This is a genomic window from Arthrobacter ramosus, assembly GCF_039535095.1.
In the GTDB taxonomy this organism is placed as follows: domain Bacteria; phylum Actinomycetota; class Actinomycetes; order Actinomycetales; family Micrococcaceae; genus Arthrobacter; species Arthrobacter ramosus.
This window is the reverse complement of the sequence record NZ_BAAAWN010000001.1, coordinates 12539-32863: the sequence shown is the minus strand read 5'-3', so window position 1 is coordinate 32863 and position 20325 is coordinate 12539. Positions and strand designations below refer to the sequence as shown.

The window sequence follows — 20325 nt, the reverse complement described above, 5'->3', positions numbered from 1 at the left end:
CTCAGTTTTCCGAGCCAGGGCTCGCGTACCGGCTCAGCGGCCTCTCCAGACCCAGCAATTCCCGGAACGTGCCGCCCTGGGCAAAAGGCTTAAGCGCCCCGCGGCGACGAAGCTCGGGCAACACCAGCTGCGCCAACTCCTCGAGTTCCACGTCCAGCACCGCCGGATGCAGCCGAACGCCGTCGGCCACAGCAAGCAGCCCGGCAAGGAAGCCCGCCAGTTCCGCTGCCGTGCCGACAAAACGCGCGCGGGAACTGGACCAAGGAGTAAACGCGTCCAGTTCGGCGAGCCGCGCAGAGGCGCTCTGCCCGCGCGAGTCGAGGACGACGTCGAGCTCCGCCACCACCGCCGGGCCGATCCGATCAACGGCGCCGCCTCCAACAACGGCGCCGCCCCCAGCAATAGCCCGACGCACCTCCGCCACCTCCGCGGCAAGCAGTGAAGTCGTCGGAGCGGACACCAGCACCACATCGGCGTCCGAAGGAAGCAAACCGGCCTGCGCAACCACGGGCAACTGCCCCTGCAGCGGACGCGGAATGATGGAGGGTCCCTTCACCGAGTACCCGGGCCCTGCGAAATCCGATGGTGTCTCGAAGTCGACGTAATGGAGTTTGTCGACGTCGAGGTACCGCCCGGTAGCCACGTCGCGGATCACGGCGCCGTCCTCCCAGGAATCCCAGAGCCGCCGGCTCACTTCCACAGACGCCGCGGCCTCCTGCGCCAACGCGGCACCTTCAGCAAAAGAGCGCCCGACGGCGGCTGCCTCCTCCGTGGAGCCGCTCGCCGCGACGAGCCAACCGGCCCGTCCGCCCGAGACGTAGTCCAGGCTCGCCAGCTGCGTCGAAACGTGGAAGGGCTCGGTGTAAACCGTGTCGACTTCAGGGACCAGCACAATCGAACTTGTCACCGGCCCGGCGAAGGCGGCCCGCTGCAAGGCGTTCAGGCGGCCGGCAACGTCACGTCCAGAACTCACAGGCCCGTCGGCGAACGTCGCCACCTGAAACCCCGCCGACTCCGCCGCCAGCACCGTGCTCCGGATCCGTGCACCGTTCAGCAACTCATCCGGGGCATGCCGGGCTTTGCGCCAGGCTGCGGGGTGGGCGCCGTCGCCGTCGAGCTCCAAGGCCAAGAATCCGGGCCGGCCCGGACGAGAGTTGCCGCTCATTGCTGTTCCTGCCTTTCGTAAGGGATCCGTTCGCCGGCTTCGATGGCCACGCTCAGCCGGTTCTCGGCAGGCGGCAGCGGGCAGGTCGCAAGGTCCGTGTAGGCGCACGGCAGGTTGACCGCACGGTTGAAATCAAGCACCACGGAGCCGTCCGCTTCCGGGGTCACGGTGAGCGAGCGATTGGCCGCGTAAGTGGTCTTGCCCGAGGTCGCGTCCGTGAACAACACCGAGAGCGTGCCCGGAGCATGTCCATTGAAAGCCGTCAGCACCAAGTCCTGGCTCGCGAGCGTGAAATGGAGCTCGCCCGGTGCTTCGTAGACGTGCTGGATGCCCTCGACGGCGGCGCCCACGGTGGTCGGTCGGAGAACCGCGAACGGCACGAACGTACCGTTCACGGCGAACGAAGCATCCGGCGCGTATGCCGGTGTGCCGCGGTATTCATTGAGCAGCGGGTTCCCGGGATGTCGCGGCCGGACAATGTACTCGCCGCCACGCTTGGCGAGTTCGACGACGGCGTCCCCCGCCTTGAGGTCGAGGCCGTCCCGTTCCGCGATGGGGCCGAACGTGACGGTGGCCCCTGCGCCGTCGGGGTTGAGTTCGTGGCCGTCACGAAGCAGGCTTTCGCCCGGCCCCAAAACCACGGTGACCACGTCGTTCTCCACGCTCCACGTGCCCGGCACCCCGTCCAGGGGAGCAGCTGCGCCGCCAGGCCGATGCGAATGCCCAAGCCAGTGCAGGTGGGTGACGGCGAGGAATCCGTGCGGATCGGCGCGGTGGCGCTCATGCGCGGCGTGCCATTCCTGCCACGCGGCGGTGAAGGCCGCGGTGGTGGGGGCAGCCGTTTCAGTGGGCGTAGACATTTTCACTCCTGTGGGTTACGTGGTCTGCGGTGACGGTTCCGGCGGCGTCAGTCGAGGTGGCTCCAGCGAATTCCGGACGGCCGCCGAAGGGATCCGCAGGCTCCCACAGCGTGGTGGGCGCGGCGGCTCGGACCGCAGGAATGATCTCAAGCGCGAACCGCTCCAGGATCTCCAGCTGCTGCTCGAAGGGCAGGGTGGTGGGCAAGGAAATGGACTGCAGATCGTGGCCGTAGAGCGCGTGGTAGCTCAGGATTTTGTCGATGACCTGTTCCGGGCTGCCCACCAGCGCAGGACCTTCAGCCACAGCGTGGTCGATGTCCCGGAACGGCGAATTGTTGCCCGGGACGTTGCGTCCGATCGTCAACGCCTCGTAGACCGGCCCGAACTGGCGCTTGGCTTCCTGCGTGGTGTCCGCGATGAACACGCCACCGGCGCCGGAACCCGAACCGAGGTACTGGTGGCGCGGATCGTGACCGTGGCGTTCGTATTCCTCGCGGTAATGGTCGATCAGGATCTTGTAGTTCTCGCGAGGCTGGATGGCGTTGGCGGTGAACAGCGGATCGCCCCACTGTGCGGCGAGCGCGGCCGAGGTGAGGGTTGTAGCCGAGCCGTGCCAAATCCGTGGCGAACCCGCAAACGGTCGCGGCGTCGTCGTCGTTGCTTCGATCAACGCGGGTCGGAAACGGCCGGACCACGTGACGTTTTCCTCCCGCCACAGCCGCCGCAAGAGCCCGTACTTTTCGCCGAGCAGCTCCCACTGATCATCAAGGGAGAGCCCAAACAAGGGGTACTGCAGCACCTCGTTGCCCTTGCCGATCACGAGTTCCAGGCGGCCCCGGCTCAATTGGTCGATCGTGGCGTAGTCTTCGGCCACCCGCACGGGATCCAGCACGGACAAAACGGTGACGCCGGTCTGGAGCCTGATGCGGTTGGTGACGGCCGCAATCGCGGCGAGGACCGCTGTCGGGGACGAAGAGATGAATTCTCCCGCGTGCCGCTCCCCTACGGCGAAACTGTCAAAACCCAGCTCCTCGGCCCTGCGGGCAGTCTCCACCACCTGGTTGAGCCGCTCCGCCGTCGAGACAATTTCCCCGGTTACCGGGTTCTTCAGGTGCGGAATGATATCGAGTACCTGGAACTTCATTTCGCACTCCCCAAGTTGGCCTCGGTCACGGTTTTGGATTCCGGCAGGGCTTCCTCGGTCAGGCCCCAGCGATCCAGGACCTTGCCGTAGGAACCGTCCTTGATGGCCGAATTCAAGGCATCCGTGATGGCCGGAGCCAGGCCGTTTCCTTTGAGGGTGGTAGCCGCGACGAGGGTCTCGGAGGGCCAGCCGGCGTTGACCTTGCCCACCACTTTCAGGTCGTTCCGGGTGTTTTCCCGGTAGGACACGGACGGGTAGGGCGCGATGTTCAAGTCTGTCCGGCCGGAGGAGAGCGCCAGGATGGTGTCGGCGTCGGAGGAGTAGTACTGCAGGGTTGCAGGCGCCTTGCCGCGGGATTCCAGGTCCTTGTTCCAGGCCAGGAGGATCTTCTCCTGGTTGGTTCCCGAGCCCACCGAGACCTTCAGCCCGGAGATGTCATCCGCGCCCTTGACGTTGTACGTCGACGACTTCTTGGCCTCGAAGCCCATGTAGGCGGCGCGGTAGGTGGAGAAGTCGAACAGTTTAACCCGGTCCTTGTTGATGCCCACATTCGAGAACACGGCTTCGAAATCCCCCGACTGCGTCTTGAGCGGCCAGTTCTCCCAGGAGGTGACCTGCACGTCCAGGGCGAGGCCGAGCTTGTCGGCTACAAGTTGTGCGAGGTCCACCTCGACGCCGATCGGGGTCTTGTTGTCCGTCGCGTAGAAGGACAGCGGGATGGATCCAGCCGTGGTGGCAACGGTCAATTTGCCGTCCTTGCCGATCGCAGCGGGAACCGCGGCTGCCGCGGCGGGGTCCTTCTGCGCCCGGATGCGGTTCTGCTCGGGCGAGGTGTTGTAGACGACGCCGTTGCGGGCAGTACTCGCGAACAGGCTGGCGCCGCCGGCGGACGCGCCGGGGTCGGAGCAGCCGGCGAGCGCCGGGAGTACGACGGCGGGCAGCACGGCGAGCGCCAAAAATTTGAGATTAATGCGAAGCATGCGGGGGGGTCCTCAGATGTTGAATGCTGGTTCGATGACTTTGGAGAAGAAGCTCCGCGTCCGGGGTTCACGGGGATTCGCGAAGATCTCCTGGGGACTGCCTTGCTCCACGATCTGGCCTTGATCCATGAAGACCACGGTGTCCGCCACATCGCGGGCGAAGCCCATTTCGTGCGTGACGATGATCAATGTGGTGCCCGACGTCGCGAGTTCTCGGATGACGTCCAGGACCTCGTTGACCAGCTCCGGATCCAACGCCGAAGTTGGTTCGTCGAAGAGCAGGATCTTGGGGTCAAGGGCCAGCGCCCGGGCGATGGCAACGCGCTGTTGCTGGCCGCCGGACAATTGCCGTGGGTAGGCATCGGCCCGGTCCTTGAGGCCCACGCGGTCCAGGAGTTCCAGCGCACGCTTGCGCGCTTCGGCTTTGTTCCGGTGGAGCGCGACGACGGGTGCTTCGGTCACGTTTTCCAGTGCGGTGAGGTGCGGGAACAGGTTGAAGTTCTGGAACACCATGCCGATGTCCGTGCGCTGCTTGAGGATGTCCTTTTCGCGCAGTTCGTGCAGCTTGTTTCCACGGACCTGGTAGCCCACCAATTGGCCGTCGATGGTGATGTACCCGCCGTCCACCTTTTCCAAGTGGTTGATGGTCCGCAGGAGCGTGGACTTCCCGGAGCCGGAGGGCCCCACGATCACTGCGACTCCGCCGGGCGGCACCGTCAGGGACACACCCTTGAGGACTTCCGTGCCCCCAAAGGACTTGCGGACGTTGGTGATTTCCACATGGCCGCGGGTTGCAGCGGTACTCATCGGACTTCCTTCGCTCGGTCAGTGTTCACGGGTGCGTGGGTGGCAAAGAACTTCCTGGCCTTCTGCAGCGGAGTGAGCGGCAGGTTGCGGACGGCGCCCTTCGAGTAGTGCCGCTCGATGTAGTACTGGAAGACGCTCAGGACCGAGGTAATGGCCACGTACCAGAGGGTCGCCACGAGGAGCAGCGGAAGGACCTGCTGGGTGCGGTTGTAGATGACCTGCACGGTGTAGAAGAGCTCGGAATAGGCCAGGACGTAGACGATCGACGTTCCCTTGACCAGGCCGATGATCTCGTTGAAAGCGGTGGGTAGGATGGCCCGCATGGCCTGCGGCAACACGATCCTGGTGGACCGTCGCCAGGCCGGAATGCCCAGGGCCGCGGCGGCCTCGAGCTGGCCTTGATCCACCGAGAGGATGCCGCCGCGGATGATTTCCGCCGAGTACGCCGCTTGGTTGAGGGTCAGTCCCAGGACGGCCGCCGCGAATTGGCTGATGAGCGTGGTGGTCTGGACCTCGAAGAAGCGGATATCCGTGAAGGGGATGCCCAGGCTGATTTTCTCGTAGAGGTAGCCCAGGTTGTACCAAAGCAGCATCTGGACCAACAAGGGCGTGGAGCGGAAGATCCAGGAGAACGTCCAGGACACCGAGAGCAGCAGCGGCGAGGCCGAGAGCCTCATGAGCGCCAGAATGAAGCCGAGGACAAAGCCGAGCGCGCCGGAGATGGCCGTCAGCTTCAGTGTCTCCACGAGGCCGTTCACCACGGATTGCGCGGTGAACCATTGCGCCACGACACCCCATTCCCAGCGCGGGTTAGTCGCGAGGGACCAGGCCACGGCGACGACGCCAAGAGCGACCAGCACGGTGCCTACCCAGCGCCACGGATGCCGGGCAGGAACCATTTTGTAGCCGGAGTAGTCGGCTGCGGGCCGGGCGACGGCACTGTTGGCGTCGGCACTCTGGGCAGCGTCCGCCGTCGGGCTTTCCGCGAAGGCGCTGTGTTCCAAAAAGGCGCTGTGTTCCAAAAAGGCGCTGTGTTCCAAAAAGGCGCCGGGCGCCGGTTCCGGTGCAGATTGCTGTGCGGACTGCGCCACTGTGGTTGCTGCTGAACTCATGCGCCACCTCGCTTCGTATCGCTTGTTTTGTCGGATGGCTGCCAATCTAGGGGCGCTCTCGAAGGGGCTGCAAGGCGGATTTTTGCACTTCTTCATGGGGCTTCATGGCGCTTCGCGCGGCTTCATATGGAGCCACATGAGTCCGTTTTTTGCGCTTGTTGACGGGCCGTGACGCGGGGTGAACGGCCGTTACCTGCGCCTCGACCGAAGCCCCGCCGCGTCCCTAGGCTCGGGTACCACCAGCCACCGCCAACAGGAGTTGCCATGCCGTCCTTCGCCCCCACTATCGTGTTTATTGGCGGTGGTCCGCGCTCTGCCGGCATCCTCGAACGGCTCGCGGCCAACAAGCCCGGACTCTTCGACGGCCCACTCTCCATCCACGTCGTCGAACCGTACGAACCCGGTTCCGGGAGGATCTGGCGCTATGACCAGAGCCCGGGACTCCTGCTCAACTCGACTGCGGCGGACGTCACGATGTTCACCGACGGTTCCGTGGCCTGCGATGGTCCCTCGGTGGACGGTCCGGGTCTCGCAGCATGGGCGGCCGGCGTGCTGGACGGTTCCATCCGGGACATCCCGCAGCTGGAGCCCCATCTCCTTGAGCAGCTCCGTGCGCTGACACCGGGGTCGTTTCCCAGCCGCCAGCTCCAGAGCAGATACCTTGAGTGGTTCTTCCGCAGGGCCGTCGCGGCACTCGGCCCGGACGTCACGGTGACGGTCCACCGGGACACGGCTACCGCCGTCGAACATCTTGCTCCAGTGCCCGACGGCGGTGCGAAATACCGCGTGCGGCTCGCCTCCGACGGGGTGCTGGAGGCGGATCTCGTGGTGTACTCCCTGGGCCACACGGACTCCCGGGCCGATCCGGAATCAGCGCGGCTGGCCGATTTCGCCGCCCGCCACGGCGGATTCCACGCGGCGCCGTCGTACACCACCGACGTCGATTATTCGGCGATCGCACCCGGCCAGGACGTCCTGGTCTCGGGCATGGGACTCGCGTTCGTGGACCTTCTGGTGCTCTTGTTCGAGGGCCGCGGCGGCCGCTTCGAAGACAGGCCCGACGGCGGCCTGGACTATGTGCCGTCCGGCGCCGAACCGAGACTCTGGGCAGGCTCGCGGCGCGGAGTCCCCTACCACTCCAAGATCTCGTCGACCCTGCGAGGGGAACCCGTCGGCCTGCCCCGGTACTTAACCGCCGCCGCTGTGGAATCGCTGCTCGCCGCCCACGAGGAGCTGGATTTCCGGACCCAGCTCTGGCCGCTCATCGCCAAGGACGCCGGCTACGCCTATTACCGCGAGCTCTTCACCGGCTATCCGGAACGGGTCCACGGCGGCTGGGAGGAATTTTCGGCGCAATTCGATGCCCTGGATTGGTACAGCTGCGAACGCGAAGACCTCGTGGCCGCGGCCATCCCGGAACCCTCCCTCCGGCTCGACCTCGAAGCCCTGGACCAGCCTTTCAGCGGCTGCGCCTTCGCGGACCATGCAGCCGTGCAACGATCCGTGGTGAGCTACATCGAACGTGACCTCAACCTCCGTACCAGCCCGAACCATTCGGAAACCTTGGCCCTGTTCACGGCCTTGCTCCGCGTCTACATGGAACTCGGCCGGTTGGTCCCGCAGGAGCGGCTCAATTCGCGCTCCCAGCAAGCGGTGCACGGGTGGTGGCACGGTTTCTTCAGCTTCGTGGATTCCGGCCCGCCGCCCCACCGGCTGCGCGAAATCCTCGCCCTGCACCGGGCCGGATTGCTGCAGTTCCTGGGTTCGGGCATGTGGGTGCGCCCGGACGAGGCCAGCGGCCGTTTCGTGGCCGGTTCCTTCCAATCGCCCGTGGTGGTGGACGCAGCGGCGTACATCGAGGCACGGTTGCCGTCGCCGTCGGTGGTGCGATCGGCCAACCCCGCGCTGGCGGACCTGCACGACGCCGGTCGGGGCACCGAACAGTCGCTCCTCACCTCGGACGGCCCGCACTCCACCGGTAAGCTGTTGGTCTCGAGTTCGCACGAAGTCCTGGCTCCCGACGGCGGACGGCAGGCGGGCCTCTTCGCCGTCGGACCGTGGACCTCGGGTTGGGGCGCCGGTGCGTTCGCGCGGCCCGGAACGAACGCTGCATCGTTCCGGGAGAATGACGCCCTGGCCCGCCGCCTCCTGACCGAACTCTCCGCCCCTCACCCAAGCACCGGCCACCCAACTAGCTCGCAGTTGTTGTCGTTTTGACGCCTCAAAACGACAACAACTGCGAGGGCCCACGCCGCCAGGGTTCCCTGGCCGAGCTTGCGAGGCGAGGGTGGCGGTGGGGACTAGTTGGGGAAATTCACGAAAGGCATGTCATGAAAACAACGCCAACCCTGCCGTCGTCGGGCCTTTCCGTCCTGACCCTGCCCATGCGCGATCCACGGGTCAAGCCCCTTCTGGACGAACTCGCCGTCGAATACACCACGCGCTACGGGGACCTCTTCGGCAGCGGTGGCGCGGCCGAGGAGCTCAACAGGTACCCGGCCGGCGAGTTTGCCGCACCCCACGGCGCCCTGCTCATCCTGCAGGAGAGCGGCGAAACCGTAGCGGGCGGGGCATTCCGCCGCTACGACTCCGGTACGGCAGAGCTCAAGCGGATCTGGACGCATTCGGCCCACCGCCGTCGTGGGCTGGCCCGGGTGGTCCTCGCGGAACTGGAGGCCGAGGCGTCCCGGCGCGGCTACCGCCGGATCTACCTCACCACCGGTCCGCGGCAGCCCGAAGCCAAGAACCTGTACCTGGCCACGGGCTACACCCCGCTGTTCGACGTCGACGCGGATCCGGAAGAGATCAAGCACTTGGCGTTCACGAAGGATCTTGTGCCCGCTCAGGCGTGAGCCTACGCCCGGCCTGGCGCGCCGCGGCTTCGATCCGGGCCCGGTGATCGGCCCATTCTTCGGGGCTTCGCTGTGACAAATTCAGGTCCCCGGGGCCTTTCCCTGCCGAACCGTCGATAAGCTCACGAAGTATGTCGGCATGCCCCAAGTGCTGGGCCGTCTCGACGCACATGTGCACCAGGATCTGATGGAGCGTCACGTGTCGGCGTTCTTCCGGCCACCACGGCACTTCCCCGGGAGCGTCGAGTGGGAGCGACTCGATGGTTGCATCGCTGTGCTCGGCCGAGAACCGGTGCAATTCGATGATCTCGTCCCTGCTCTCTTCCGGGGGAACCCACAGGTCCGCGTCGGCTTCGGCATTGTCGGCGAACCACGGTAAGTCCCGGCCGCTGGGCCGGCCAAAGACTTCCCCGAAGTACCCCAGCTCCACGCTGGCCACATGCTTGACCAGTCCCAGGAGGTTGGTGCCGGTGGGGGTCATGGGCCGGCGGACGTCGTACTCGTCGAGTCCGTCAAGCTTGGCGAGGAGCTCGGCGCGACGGGCGCGCAGGTATTTGAGCAGAACCGCTTTGTCATCCATCCGGGCACTATACCGTTGCCGTCGCGAGTGTGTACCGTCTGTGCATGACGAAACTGATCTACGCAGGGATCATGTCCCTGGACGGCTACACAGCCGATGCCGACGGAAAATTCGATTGGAGCATGCCGGACGAAGAAGTGCACAGCTTCGTCAACGACCTTGAGCGGCCCATCGGCACATACCTCTATGGCAGGCGAATGTACGAGGTCATGTCCGCATGGGAGGACATGTCCCTTTCCGAGGAGCCACCGGTCATGCGGGACTACGCGGAGATCTGGCGTGCCGCGGAGAAGATCGTGTACTCGACGAGTCTGGAGAGTCCGTCCACCGCGAAGACACGCCTCGAGCGGGAGTTCGACGCCGGAGCCATCCGCGCGCTCAAAGAGTCGTCAGAGCAGGACATGTCCATTGGTGGCACGGTTCTAGCCGCCCAAGCCATCAAGGCCGGACTGGTGGACGAGTTCTGTCTCTTCCTCACGCCGGTCGTCGTCGGAGGCGGCAAGCAATTCCTCCCCGACGGCGTGGGCCTGACCCTTGAACTGTTGGACGAACATCGCTTTGGCAACGGCGTCGTCTACCTCCGGTACGCCAAGCGGGCATAAGCAGTACGGCCGGAATTGCTCCGCGGAGTGTTCGGAACCTCATCGCGCCGGCGCCGCTAAAAAGGAGCTGCCACCCGCCGTCGGGCCCTTCCCCAAAAGCATGTTCAGTTGTCACGTGAGGGGAGGGATGACGAGGTATTGCTGAACCGGCGGGTAACGTAAAGGGCGTGCAGTTGAGTCAAGCGTTGGTCAAGACCGCGGCCGGGTGGCTACTCGGCCTGATGCTTGCCGTGGCCGCTGCGATCGTTTCGATCAACCTGGTGAGCAACTCCATAGCCAGCCCGCAGCAGCAAGTTCGCGATTACCTCTCGGCCCTCCAGAAGGGGCACGGCGGGGAAGCCCTCGGGCTCCTGCACGCGTCCGTGCCCAACGCCAACGCCGCCATGCTGGACGGTACCGCCCTTCAGACGGCTGCGTCGAAGATCACCGATATCAAGCTCGGCAACGCCGAATCCCGTGGCGGCAACCGGGTGACGGTCCCCATGGACTATCAGATCGACGGCAAGGCGCTGCACTCGGACTTCCTGCTTGAACGGACGGGCACCGAGTGGCTGTTCTTCGGCAAGTGGTCGTTCGTGCCGTCATCCTTGCCGACGATCGAGGTCACCGTAGTGAACGCCAACGAGGCGACCCTGAACGGCGTCCCGGTGAACCTGCCCAATGGCCGAAACAGCTTTGCCGTGTTTTACCCCGGCCAGTACGAAGCCAGCCTCGCCGGCAAATACTTCTCGGCGCCGACTACGAGCACCTCGGTAACCACGGGCGCCCTGCCTCAGGCACCCCTCAACCTTCTGACCAAGCCCACCGACGCCATGATCAAGGTGGTGAGCGACAAGGTCAAGGAATTCCTGGACACCTGCGCCGCTGACGCCACCAAGCAGCAAAAGCTCCAGCCCGACTGCCCGTTCTACCACGTGACCAACAGCCGGGTGGTGGATGGCACCATCAAATGGCAGATCACGGAGTATCCCAAGGTCAGCATCGACCCCTTTAACGGACAGTGGGTCGTGGCGCCCCTCAACGGCAAAGCCAAGGTCACAGCCCGCGAAATCGACCTCTTCAGCGGGCAAGTCGGCGACCTCAGCGCCGTTCACGACTTCAGCTTCACCACACGTCTGGACATAGGGGCGGACACCATCACGGTCACCCCGCTGGTGAGCTTCTAGGCTGTGCCTCTGTTAACGGCCCCTGCCTAGTCCATCCCGCGCAGGTCAAGCACCAGCTCGGAGTCGCCGTCGGCCTGCAGGACCACGGGGATGCCCCAGTCCTGCTGGTAGAGGTGGCACGCCGCGTGATCGGGGATTTCGCCGTCCTCGGTCTCCGGGCCATCGCAGGCAGCCGCGCGGGCAGTGATGTGGAGGATCCCCTCAGGCACGTCGGCAGACAGCTCGAGGGTCCGCAGCAGCCCCACGGACGTGCCACCGCCGGAAAGCAGCAGTTCGGGCGGGGTCGACGAAATCTTCAGCTGAGTAGGGTCGCCCCAGCGGTCGTCGAGCTTCTGGCCGGTCGGGGCCGTGAAGCGCACGGTGAGCTCCAGGTTCCCCGGCGCCACGGGACTCTTTGGCCGCTGCGTCTGGGATGCTCCCTCGTCCACCTGCTGGGCTTCCTTGGGGATGGGAACCAGGACCAGTTGGTGCTTGTTGGATTCGACCACCACCAGCAGCGGTTCGCCGCCTTCCGGGTAGACCACGACGACGTCGCTCGGCTCGGCGAGCCCCCGCGCCAGGGTGGAAACCGTCTTAGTCGCGGGGTCGTAGCGCCGCACGGCACCGTTGTAGGTGTCTGCGATGGCGACGGAGCCATCGGGGAGCACTGTGACACCCAGGGGATGCTGCAGGCGAGCCGCGGTGGCCTCACCGTCCCGGAAGCCGAAATCGAACAGGCCCTTGCCCACTGCCGACTCAACGGTCACGCCGGTTTCGCCAAGGACCAGGCGGCGCAATGCCGAGGTCTCGGAGTCGGCCACCCAGATGTTGTCTTCCGCATCCACGGCCAGGCCGGAAGGTTGGGCGAACCAGGCTTCCTCGGCAGCTCCGTCAAGCAAACCTTCAAGGCCCGAGCCGGCCAGGATGGAGACCTCGCCGCTAAGAGGCTCGAAGGCAAAGATCTGGTGCGTGCCGGCCATCGCGATGACAACAAGCTGCAGCTTCTCGCTCCACACCACGTCCCACGGCGAGGACAGAGAGACCCCGGTCCCGACACCCAGTACCCCGACGTCGAGGGCGTCGGCCGCGAAGTCAGCCGGACCGGCGTCGTGGTGTTCAGCCCAAACGCCGGCACCGCTTTCCGTCACCCGGGCAGGGCCGGCGTCGAGCAGGCGCTGCACGCCGTTGCCGGCAACTGTTTGCACATAACCGGAGCTGAGCGTGACGCCGCGGAGGCGGTGGTTCACGGTGTCCGCGACAACTGCTTCGTACCCGAGCTGCCAGGCCAGCGACGACGGGAGCACCGCCACGCCCTGCGGCTCGTTGAACTGGGCAATTTCCGCCGCGCCGTCCAGGTAACCCTTCGTTCCGGAACCGATGACGCGCTCCACGGTCTCAAGGTCTGGACGAAGTTCCACCAAACGGTGGTGGCCCGAATCCACCACAAGGTAGTTGCCGTTGTCCAGCTGGGTCGCCTTGCCGGGGAAGCGCAGGGTGCCCGACGTCGGGACGGGAGCCACGTAGGGGCCGTCACCGCGGTGGAGGGTCCCCTTGGCTTCGTGCTCGGCAACCAGCTCTTCAAGAAGCACGGCGAGGCCGTCTGCGTGGCCCTCACCGGACAGGTGCGCCACGATGTAGCCCTCGGGATCAACCACCACCAGCGTCGGCCAGGCGCGGGCCGTGTAGGCCTTCCACGTGGCGAGCTCTGGGTCGTCCAGGACGGGGTGGTGGATTTCGTAGCGCTCCACGGCGGACGCGAGGGCCACGGGATCGGCTTCGTGTTCGAACTTGGGAGAGTGCACGCCGACCGTCACCAGGACATCGGAGTACTTTTCCTCGAGCGGGCGCAACTCATCGAGGACATGCAGGCAGTTGATGCAGCAGAACGTCCAGAAGTCGAGCAGCACGATCTTGCCGCGCAGGGCTTCCAGGTCCAGGGACTTCCCGCCCGTGTTGAGCCAGCCACGGCCCACCAGTTCAGAGGCGCGGACACGCAGTTGGGTGCGTACGGATTCGCTCATCAGCGTCCTTCCAGGTTGGTCTTGCTTTCGGGCTGCTTGAAATCCCGATCAGTCAGTTTCGCATCGCGGTCTGCAAGCCGCGCAAACATATCGTTGTAAGCATTAAGGTCGGCGTCGTTATTCCTGTCGGCCGCCCGGTCGGTGCGTTTGGTCTCCCGCGCGTCCGAACGCGACCACATGACCGCGACGCCGATCGCCACCAGCAAGGTGGGGACTTCGCCGATTCCCCAGGCCACGGCGCCGCCTGTCTGCTGGTCCAGCAAAGCCGATTGCCCCCAAGTCCGGCCGAGGTTGCCGAAGTAATCGGCAGCAAGCAGCCCGGTGCCTCCCATGATGGACACGCCGAAGAACGCGTGGAAGCCCATCGTGGCGAGCAAGAGGAGCAACCGCATGGGGTAAGGCGCCCGTCGGGGCAGCGGGTCGGTGCCGATCATGGTGAGGACAAAGATGTAGCCGGTCAGCAAGAAGTGCAGGTTCATCAGTTCATGGCCGACGTGCTCACGCATCGCCCAGCCGAACGCGTCCGAGAAGTAGAACAGGACGATCGAACCGGCAAAGTTCGCGGCGGCAAACAGCGGGTGGGTCACCACCTGGGAGAACTTCGAATGCACAAACACCAGAATCCACTCACGAAGACCACGTGAGCCGTCCCCGCGCGATCCCTCGCCGCGCGACGGCAGTGCCCGCAGCGCCAACGTGACGGGAGAACCCAGGACAAGGAACAGCGGGGCCACCATCGTCAACGCCATGTGGTCCACCATGTGCGCGGAGAACAGTACGCGACCATAGACCGACGGCGGTCCGGACGTGATGTACGTCAGGACTATCAGGCCGATCATCCAGTTCACGGCGCGGAACCATGACCAGGAGTCACCGCGGCGGCGGACCTTGACCACGCCAAGGATGTAGCTCGCCGCGCCGAAAAGGGCCACAGCCACCCAAAGCCAGTCGAAGCGCCACTCAGTCAGCCAGCGCGCGGGCGTCAGCTCGGGCGGCAGCTCGTAACCGGACAGGATAAATGCCGGCGAAGCGTCGGGCGCGTAAGTGGTGGGCAGCGGCGGTGCCGAACTAGCCAGCGCGACGGCGAGTCCCGACGTCGCGCCCATCACCAGAAGTTCAACCAACACCAGCTGCCACAGCACGCGACGCGTTGTCATGGACTTGCGGCCCAGCTGGGGGATCACCCACTGGCGATGCATGAAACCAATGCCGCCGAGGACAACAGTGGCCAACGCCTTCGCCAGGATGATCTGCCCATAGGGGGTGCCGACCAAGGCCGAAAAGCTGGTGACACGAATACTCGCGTTGACGACCCCCGAGGCGAAGACCAGCACGAAGGCAAAGCCTGCCAAAGCGGAGAACCGGCGGAGCGTCTGCTCGGTAATGTCCTTGGTGCCTGTTGCCTTGGAACCCCGCAGGAGGCTCGAGAGGACAGCAAGCATGATGATGCCGCCCACCCAGGTGGATACGCCCACCAAGTGAAGGCCAAGCGAATTGATGGCGCCCTCATGGTCGCTGGAACTCGCGGAGTGGCCGATCAGTGCGCTCGGCACCAGTCCGCCGAAGGCCAAGACAAGCGTCAGCGCCAGGCCCGCCAACGAGCGGACGCCGAACAGCGCCGTCGTGACAATCGCCGCGATGATCGTCACCGCGAGCCACGCCTGGCCCGTCTGGATGTCCGTCATGAAGTAGACGAGCGAAGCAGTGAACTGCGCGTCCCCGGAGAGGCTCTGCCCGGCCACATCCGCGTAGGTCAGCACAAGGACCGCGACAGCGGAGAGCGTCCAGACGGCGCCTGCTGCTGCCGCTACGGCCAAAGCACGGGTGAACGCGGGGTGTTCAGGGGCATCGTCGCCCCTGGATCGGGAGGTGTGCTTGGGAAGGATAATGACGGCGAAGATCAGCCGCCGATCACAGTCGCCACACAGTAACACGTTGTGAATGGCTTTGGCGACGGGCAGCCCCAGCGGACCAAGGCGCCTGGATCAGAGACCTGCCGCGCGGCCGAGGCGCCGAGAAGATCAGAGCACCCGCGAGAGCCAGGAAGAGCGCAGCGAAGCCCGCCAGCTGCCACGGCAAGGAGATCCCTTCCACGGAAGCGCCTGCCTTGGTTCCCGGCTTGGAAGCGGGCGAAGGGGCAGTGGCGGGAGATTTGGCTGATGGCACCTATCCATTGTCCGCTAACGTCGGCGGCGCGGCGAATCGAGCGGATTAAAGCAGAAAGGCGGCAACCCGCAGGTTGCCGCCTTTCAGGGCGTTCGCCGAAGTGTCTTACTTCTTGGCGACAGCTGCCTTCAGCTTGGAGCCGGCGGTCAGCTTGACGCTGTGGCCAGCGGCGATCTGGATGGTCTCGCCGGTCTGCGGGTTGCGGCCCGTGCGGGCTGCGCGGTCGGTGCGCTCGATGGCGAGCCAGCCCGGAATGGTGATCTTCTCGCCAGCGGCGACGGAAGTCTCGAAAACTTCGAACAGGGCATCGAGCACGGAGTTGACTGCAGCCTGGCTGGTGCCAGCCTTGCCAGCTACCTCGGAAACCAGTTCGCTACGGTTCTTAGCCATTTGTGTCCTCCTGGACTTTACGATTTTGGAGCTCACACACGGCATGCGTGCGAGCCACTGTTCGAAAACTTACCAGCTTGGGAGGACGCAGCCAGCAAATTCCGCGTGTTTCCGCGCTTTTTTGACCAAATTCACCCTATTTCGGGCGCTTTTGGGGCTCAATTCCGCCGCGGGCGAACTCCCCGACCCTCGATCCTCGCTCACTTATAGGGGGTTCTGGGCGGACGCCCGCTCACATATGCCGGGTCCTGACCGGACGCCCGCTCACGTATAGGGGGTTCCGGCGGGACGCCGGCTCACATACAACCGGTCCCGGCCCGACGCCCGCTCACATACAACCGGTCCCGGCCCGACGCCCGCTCACTTCCGCTGAGGGCGGGTGGGGGCACTGGCCGGCCCGGCTCATGGGTGAGCCGGGGTTTGGGATTTCCGGGTCATACGTGAGCCGGGGTTTGGGTTTTCCGGCTCATGGGTGAGCCGGGGTTTGGGTTTTCCGGCACATACGTGAGCCGGGGTTTGCCCGTGAGGCCGGGTCCCTGGCCTGGGGTTGGGGTGTTAAATGGGTGCAGGCCCCGACACGTGGTGTCGGGGCCTGACCGTTAATGGTTGTCCGGCGGTGTCCTACTCTCCCACACCCTCCCGGGTGCAGTACCATCGGCGCTGTGGGTCTTAGCTTCCGGGTTCGGAATGGGACCGGGCGTTTCCCCCACGCTATGACCGCCGTAACCCTGTTACCCGGTCCGCCGCACGGGGTGCGGGGCGGGAAGACTGGTGGTTACAACTTGTCCAAACCCGTTTGAGGGGTTCGGTGGTGTTGTTATTCAGTTGTTCGGTTCCTGGAGCAACAAACCGGTGGCGGGTTGTTGTTCGGGAACCACATAGTGGACGCAAGCAGTGATCGTGTTTGTGTGGTGTAAGTTGTCGGCCTATTAGTACCGGTCAGCTTCAACAGTCTTTGGTCCTGTCTTCCACATCCGGCCTATCAACCCAGTGGTCTGGCTGGGGGCCTCTCACACACGAGGTGCATGGAAATCTCATCTTGAAGCGAGCTTCCCGCTTAGATGCTTTCAGCGGTTATCCCATCCGAACGTAGCTAATCAGCGGTGCACTTGGCAGTACAACTGACACACCAGAGGTTCGTCCGTCCCGGTCCTCTCGTACTAAGGACAGCCCTTCTCAAATTTCCTGCGCGCGCAGCGGATAGGGACCGAACTGTCTCACGACGTTCTAAACCCAGCTCGCGTACCGCTTTAATGGGCGAACAGCCCAACCCTTGGGACCTACTCCAGCCCCAGGATGCGACGAGCCGACATCGAGGTGCCAAACCATGCCGTCGATATGGACTCTTGGGCAAGATCAGCCTGTTATCCCCGAGGTACCTTTTATCCGTTGAGCGACGGCCATTCCACAATGTACCGCCGGATCACTAGTCCCGACTTTCGTCCCTGCTTGAGATGTCTCTCTCACAGTCAAGCTCCCTTGTGCACTTACACTCGACACCTGATTGCCAACCAGGCTGAGGGAACCTTTGGGCGCCTCCGTTACTTTTTAGGAGGCAACCGCCCCAGTTAAACTACCCATCAGGCACTGTCCCTGACCCGGATCACGGGCCGAAGTTAGATGTCCAAAGTGACCAGAGTGGTATTTCAACGATGACTCCACCCGAACTGGCGTCCGGGCTTCAACGTCTCCCACCTATCCTACACAAGCCACTCCGAACACCAATACCAAACTATAGTAAAGGTCTCGGGGTCTTTCCGTCCTGCTGCGCGTAACGAGCATCTTTACTCGTACTGCAATTTCGCCGAGTTTATGGTTGAGACAGCGGGGAAGTCGTTACTCCATTCGTGCAGGTCGGAACTTACCCGACAAGGAATTTCGCTACCTTAGGATGGTTATAGTTACCACCGCCGTTTACTGGGGCTTGAATTCTCAGCTTCGCCTTGCGGCTAACCGGTCCTCTTAACCTTCCAGCACCGGGCAGGAGTCAGTCCGTATACATCGTCTTGCGACTTCGCACGGACCTGTGTTTTTAGTAAACAGTCGCTTCCCCCTGGTCTCTGCGGCCCCGATCCCCTCCCACCAGCAAGTGGTGTTCAAGGTTGGGGCCCCCCTTCTCCCGAAGTTACGGGGGCATTTTGCCGAGTTCCTTAACCATAATTCTCTCGATCGCCTTGGTATTCTCTACCTGATCACCTGTGTCGGTTTGGGGTACGGGCGGCTAGAACCTCGCGCCGATGCTTTTCTAGGCAGCATAGGATCACCGGATCCCCCCATGACGGGGGTCCCATCAGATCTCAGGAACGTCATCAAAGACACAGCGACGGATTTGCCTATCGCTGACCCTACATCCTTAGACCGGGGCAACCATCGCCCGGCCCGGCTACCTTCCTGCGTCACACCTGTTAATACGCTTACCTCCCGGGATCAGGTCCCGCGCTCGGCCAAAACCCGCACACCACAAGGGTGATTGGGCAGGCTCCGGGCGGTTAGTATCCCCCGCTTGGCATGGGCGGTCCTTCGCCGGTACGGGAATATCAACCCGTTGTCCATCGACTACGCCTGTCGGCCTCGCCTTAGGTCCCGACTTACCCAGGGCAGATTAGCTTGACCCTGGAACCCTTGATCATTCGGCGGACGGGTTTCTCACCCGTCTTTCGCTACTCATGCCTGCATTCTCACTCGTGTAGGCTCCACCGCTGGTTTACACCGCGACTTCACCGCCCACACGACGCTCCCCTACCACTCCAGACGACTGAACCACGAAGGCTTGTCTACTATCTGAAATCCACAACTTCGGCGGTGTACTTGAGCCCCGCTACATTGTCGGCGCGGAATCACTTGACCAGTGAGCTATTACGCACTCTTTCAAGGATGGCTGCTTCTAAGCCAACCTCCTGGTTGTCTTCGCAACTCCACATCCTTTCCCACTTAGCACACGCTTAGGGGCCTTAGTTGGTGGTCTGGGCTGTTTCCCTCTCGACTATGAAGCTTATCCCCCACAGTCTCACTGCTGCGCTCTCACTTACCGGCATTCGGAGTTTGGCTGACGTCAGTAACCTTGTAGGGCCCATCGGCCATCCAGTAGCTCTACCTCCGGCAAGAAACACGCAACGCTGCACCTAAATGCATTTCGGGGAGAACCAGCTATCACGGAGTTTGATTGGCCTTTCACCCCTACCCACAGCTCATCCCCTCCATTTTCAACTGAAGTGGGTTCGGTCCTCCACGACGTCTTACCGTCGCTTCAACCTGGCCATGGGTAGATCACTCCGCTTCGGGTCTAGATCACGCCACTACACTCGCCCTGTTCAGACTCGCTTTCGCTACGGCTACCCCACACGGGTTAACCTCGCGACGTAACACTAACTCGCAGGCTCATTCTTCAAAAGGCACGCCGTCACAACTACAAGGTTGCTCCGACGGATTGTAAGCACACGGTTTCAGGTACTGTTTCACTCCCCTCCCGGGGTACTTTTCACCTTTCCCTCACGGTACTGGTCCGCTATCGGTCATTAGGAAGTATTTAGGCTTATCAGGTGGTCCTGACAGATTCACACGGGATTTCTCGGGCCCCGTGCTACTTGGGATCCTCTCCAGGCGGCACACAACATTACGGTTACGGGGCTAACACCCTCTCCGGCCGGCCTTTCAAGACCGTTCACCTATGTCTGCACTCTCACCCCACCGGTCCGGCAGAACCAGTACGGAAAGTCCCACAACCCCGCCCATGCAACGCCCGCCGGCTATCACACATGGAACGGTTTAGCCTCATCCGCGTTCGCTCGCCACTACTAACGGAATCACTCTTGTTTTCTCTTCCTGCGGGTACTGAGATGTTTCACTTCCCCGCGTTCCCCCCACGCACCCTATGTGTTCAGATGCGGGTCACCAGATCACGAAAAACGCGTCTGGCGGGGTTTCCCCATTCGGACATCCTGGGATCACCGTTCGGTTATCAACTCCCCCAGGCTTATCGCAGATTCCTACGTCCTTCTTCGGCTCCTAATGCCAAGGCATCCACCGTGTGCCCTTAAAAACTTGACCACACAAGATCAAAAAACTTCTCGAGAGAACCACGGAAACCACGCCACGCCACACACCCCGAAAGGATGCACCACGCGGCCGGATCCAGGTTCATAAAAAGAAATTGCTGTAAGACACACACACCCCACCACCCCCGAAAGGAAGCAATGACCATGCGCGTGCCTAGATGCTCGCGTCCACTATGTAGTTCTCAAACAACAACCCCGTACCACACCCCCGCACCAACCACCCCAAAAACAGGGACGGCCACCAACGCACGGACCATGCAGCCAGGAAACCAGAAACACCCAAACCCGCGACAAAAGACACGCAAACCCAAACAGGCCACGCACCCCACGCCACGGCCCTGTTGCCTCAGGACCCAACAGTGTGCCAAACACGAAAAACCGGCTCACCCCCACCCGCACCGTTCCAGGACACTCGAAAGCATCCGTACTAGGGGGGGAAAGAACCA

At 63.5% G+C, this 20325-nt stretch carries 13 protein-coding genes, 2 rRNA genes and 1 pseudogene; 4 read left to right on the top strand and 12 right to left on the bottom strand.

Annotation, left to right across the window (positions count from 1 at the left end; translation table 11 throughout):
- Nucleotide 1: 1 nt before the first annotated feature.
- From ABD742_RS00155 to ABD742_RS00130, 6 genes are read right to left on the bottom strand one after another with little or no spacing between them, the layout of a single operon-like run.
- Nucleotides 2–1165 (bottom strand): LLM class flavin-dependent oxidoreductase, encoded by a 1164-nt coding sequence (locus ABD742_RS00155; RefSeq protein ID WP_234750912.1) that lies wholly within the window; start codon nt 1163–1165, stop codon nt 2–4.
- Entirely contained in the window at nt 1162–2025 is an 864-nt protein-coding gene (locus ABD742_RS00150) for a DUF1684 domain-containing protein (RefSeq protein WP_234750911.1), read from the bottom strand. The genes ABD742_RS00155 and ABD742_RS00150 overlap by 4 nt, the downstream gene beginning before the upstream one ends.
- Nucleotides 2009–3169 (bottom strand): LLM class flavin-dependent oxidoreductase, encoded by a 1161-nt coding sequence (locus ABD742_RS00145; protein ID WP_234750910.1) that lies wholly within the window; start codon nt 3167–3169, stop codon nt 2009–2011. Before ABD742_RS00145 ends, ABD742_RS00150 begins: the two co-directional genes overlap by 17 nt.
- Nucleotides 3166–4149, bottom strand: coding sequence for an ABC transporter substrate-binding protein (locus ABD742_RS00140; protein ID WP_234750909.1), 984 nt, complete (start codon nt 4147–4149; stop codon nt 3166–3168). Before ABD742_RS00140 ends, ABD742_RS00145 begins: the two co-directional genes overlap by 4 nt.
- 12 nt (nt 4150–4161) lie before the next feature.
- Entirely contained in the window at nt 4162–4956 is a 795-nt protein-coding gene (locus ABD742_RS00135) for an amino acid ABC transporter ATP-binding protein (RefSeq protein ID WP_234750908.1), read from the bottom strand.
- Nucleotides 4953–6068 carry an amino acid ABC transporter permease gene (locus tag ABD742_RS00130; protein ID WP_234750907.1) on the bottom strand — a complete coding sequence of 372 codons (1116 nt, stop codon included), beginning with the start codon at nt 6066–6068 and terminating at the stop codon, nt 4953–4955. Before ABD742_RS00130 ends, ABD742_RS00135 begins: the two co-directional genes overlap by 4 nt.
- Before the next feature lie 264 nt (nt 6069–6332).
- Between ABD742_RS00130 and ABD742_RS00125 the strand changes: the two genes are divergently transcribed.
- Both ABD742_RS00125 and ABD742_RS00120 read left to right on the top strand, forming a co-directional pair.
- The gene (locus ABD742_RS00125) at nt 6333–8285 is read left to right on the top strand and encodes an FAD/NAD(P)-binding protein (protein WP_234750906.1); all 1953 of its coding nucleotides are present in this window, start codon (nt 6333–6335) and stop codon (nt 8283–8285) included.
- Nucleotides 8286–8398: 113 nt separating this feature from the next.
- Entirely contained in the window at nt 8399–8920 is a 522-nt protein-coding gene (locus tag ABD742_RS00120; RefSeq protein WP_234750905.1) for a GNAT family N-acetyltransferase, read from the top strand.
- Here the strand turns inward: ABD742_RS00120 and ABD742_RS00115 are convergent.
- Entirely contained in the window at nt 8889–9500 is a 612-nt protein-coding gene (locus ABD742_RS00115) for a DinB family protein (RefSeq protein WP_234750904.1), read from the bottom strand. The genes ABD742_RS00120 and ABD742_RS00115 overlap by 32 nt on opposite strands.
- Before the next feature lie 44 nt (nt 9501–9544).
- Here ABD742_RS00115 and ABD742_RS00110 point away from each other — a divergent pair, with 44 nt between their 5' ends.
- Complete coding sequence (locus ABD742_RS00110) at nt 9545–10102, top strand: dihydrofolate reductase family protein (protein WP_234750903.1); 558 nt, start codon at nt 9545–9547, stop codon at nt 10100–10102.
- Nucleotides 10103–10275: 173 nt separating this feature from the next.
- A complete protein-coding gene (locus tag ABD742_RS00105) occupies nt 10276–11268 on the top strand; it encodes a zinc ribbon domain-containing protein (RefSeq protein WP_234751064.1) in 993 nt (330 codons plus the stop codon).
- Nucleotides 11269–11294: 26 nt separating this feature from the next.
- Here the strand turns inward: ABD742_RS00105 and ABD742_RS00100 are convergent, their stop codons facing one another.
- From ABD742_RS00100 to ABD742_RS00080, 5 genes and pseudogenes are all read right to left on the bottom strand, one after another.
- On the bottom strand, nt 11295–13268 hold the full coding sequence (locus ABD742_RS00100) for an NHL domain-containing thioredoxin family protein (protein ID WP_234750902.1): 1974 nt from the start codon (nt 13266–13268) through the stop codon (nt 11295–11297).
- Nucleotides 13268–15434, bottom strand: a pseudogene (locus ABD742_RS00095) (bifunctional copper resistance protein CopD/cytochrome c oxidase assembly protein). Before ABD742_RS00095 ends, ABD742_RS00100 begins: the two are co-directional and overlap by 1 nt.
- A gap of 105 nt (nt 15435–15539) precedes the next feature.
- Complete coding sequence (locus ABD742_RS00090) at nt 15540–15824, bottom strand: HU family DNA-binding protein (protein WP_184739845.1); 285 nt, start codon at nt 15822–15824, stop codon at nt 15540–15542.
- Between the two features lie 608 nt (nt 15825–16432).
- Nucleotides 16433–16549, bottom strand: a 5S ribosomal RNA gene (gene rrf, locus ABD742_RS00085).
- A 183-nt stretch (nt 16550–16732) separates the two neighbouring features.
- Nucleotides 16733–19871 (bottom strand): 23S ribosomal RNA (locus ABD742_RS00080).
- Nucleotides 19872–20325 lie beyond the last annotated feature (454 nt).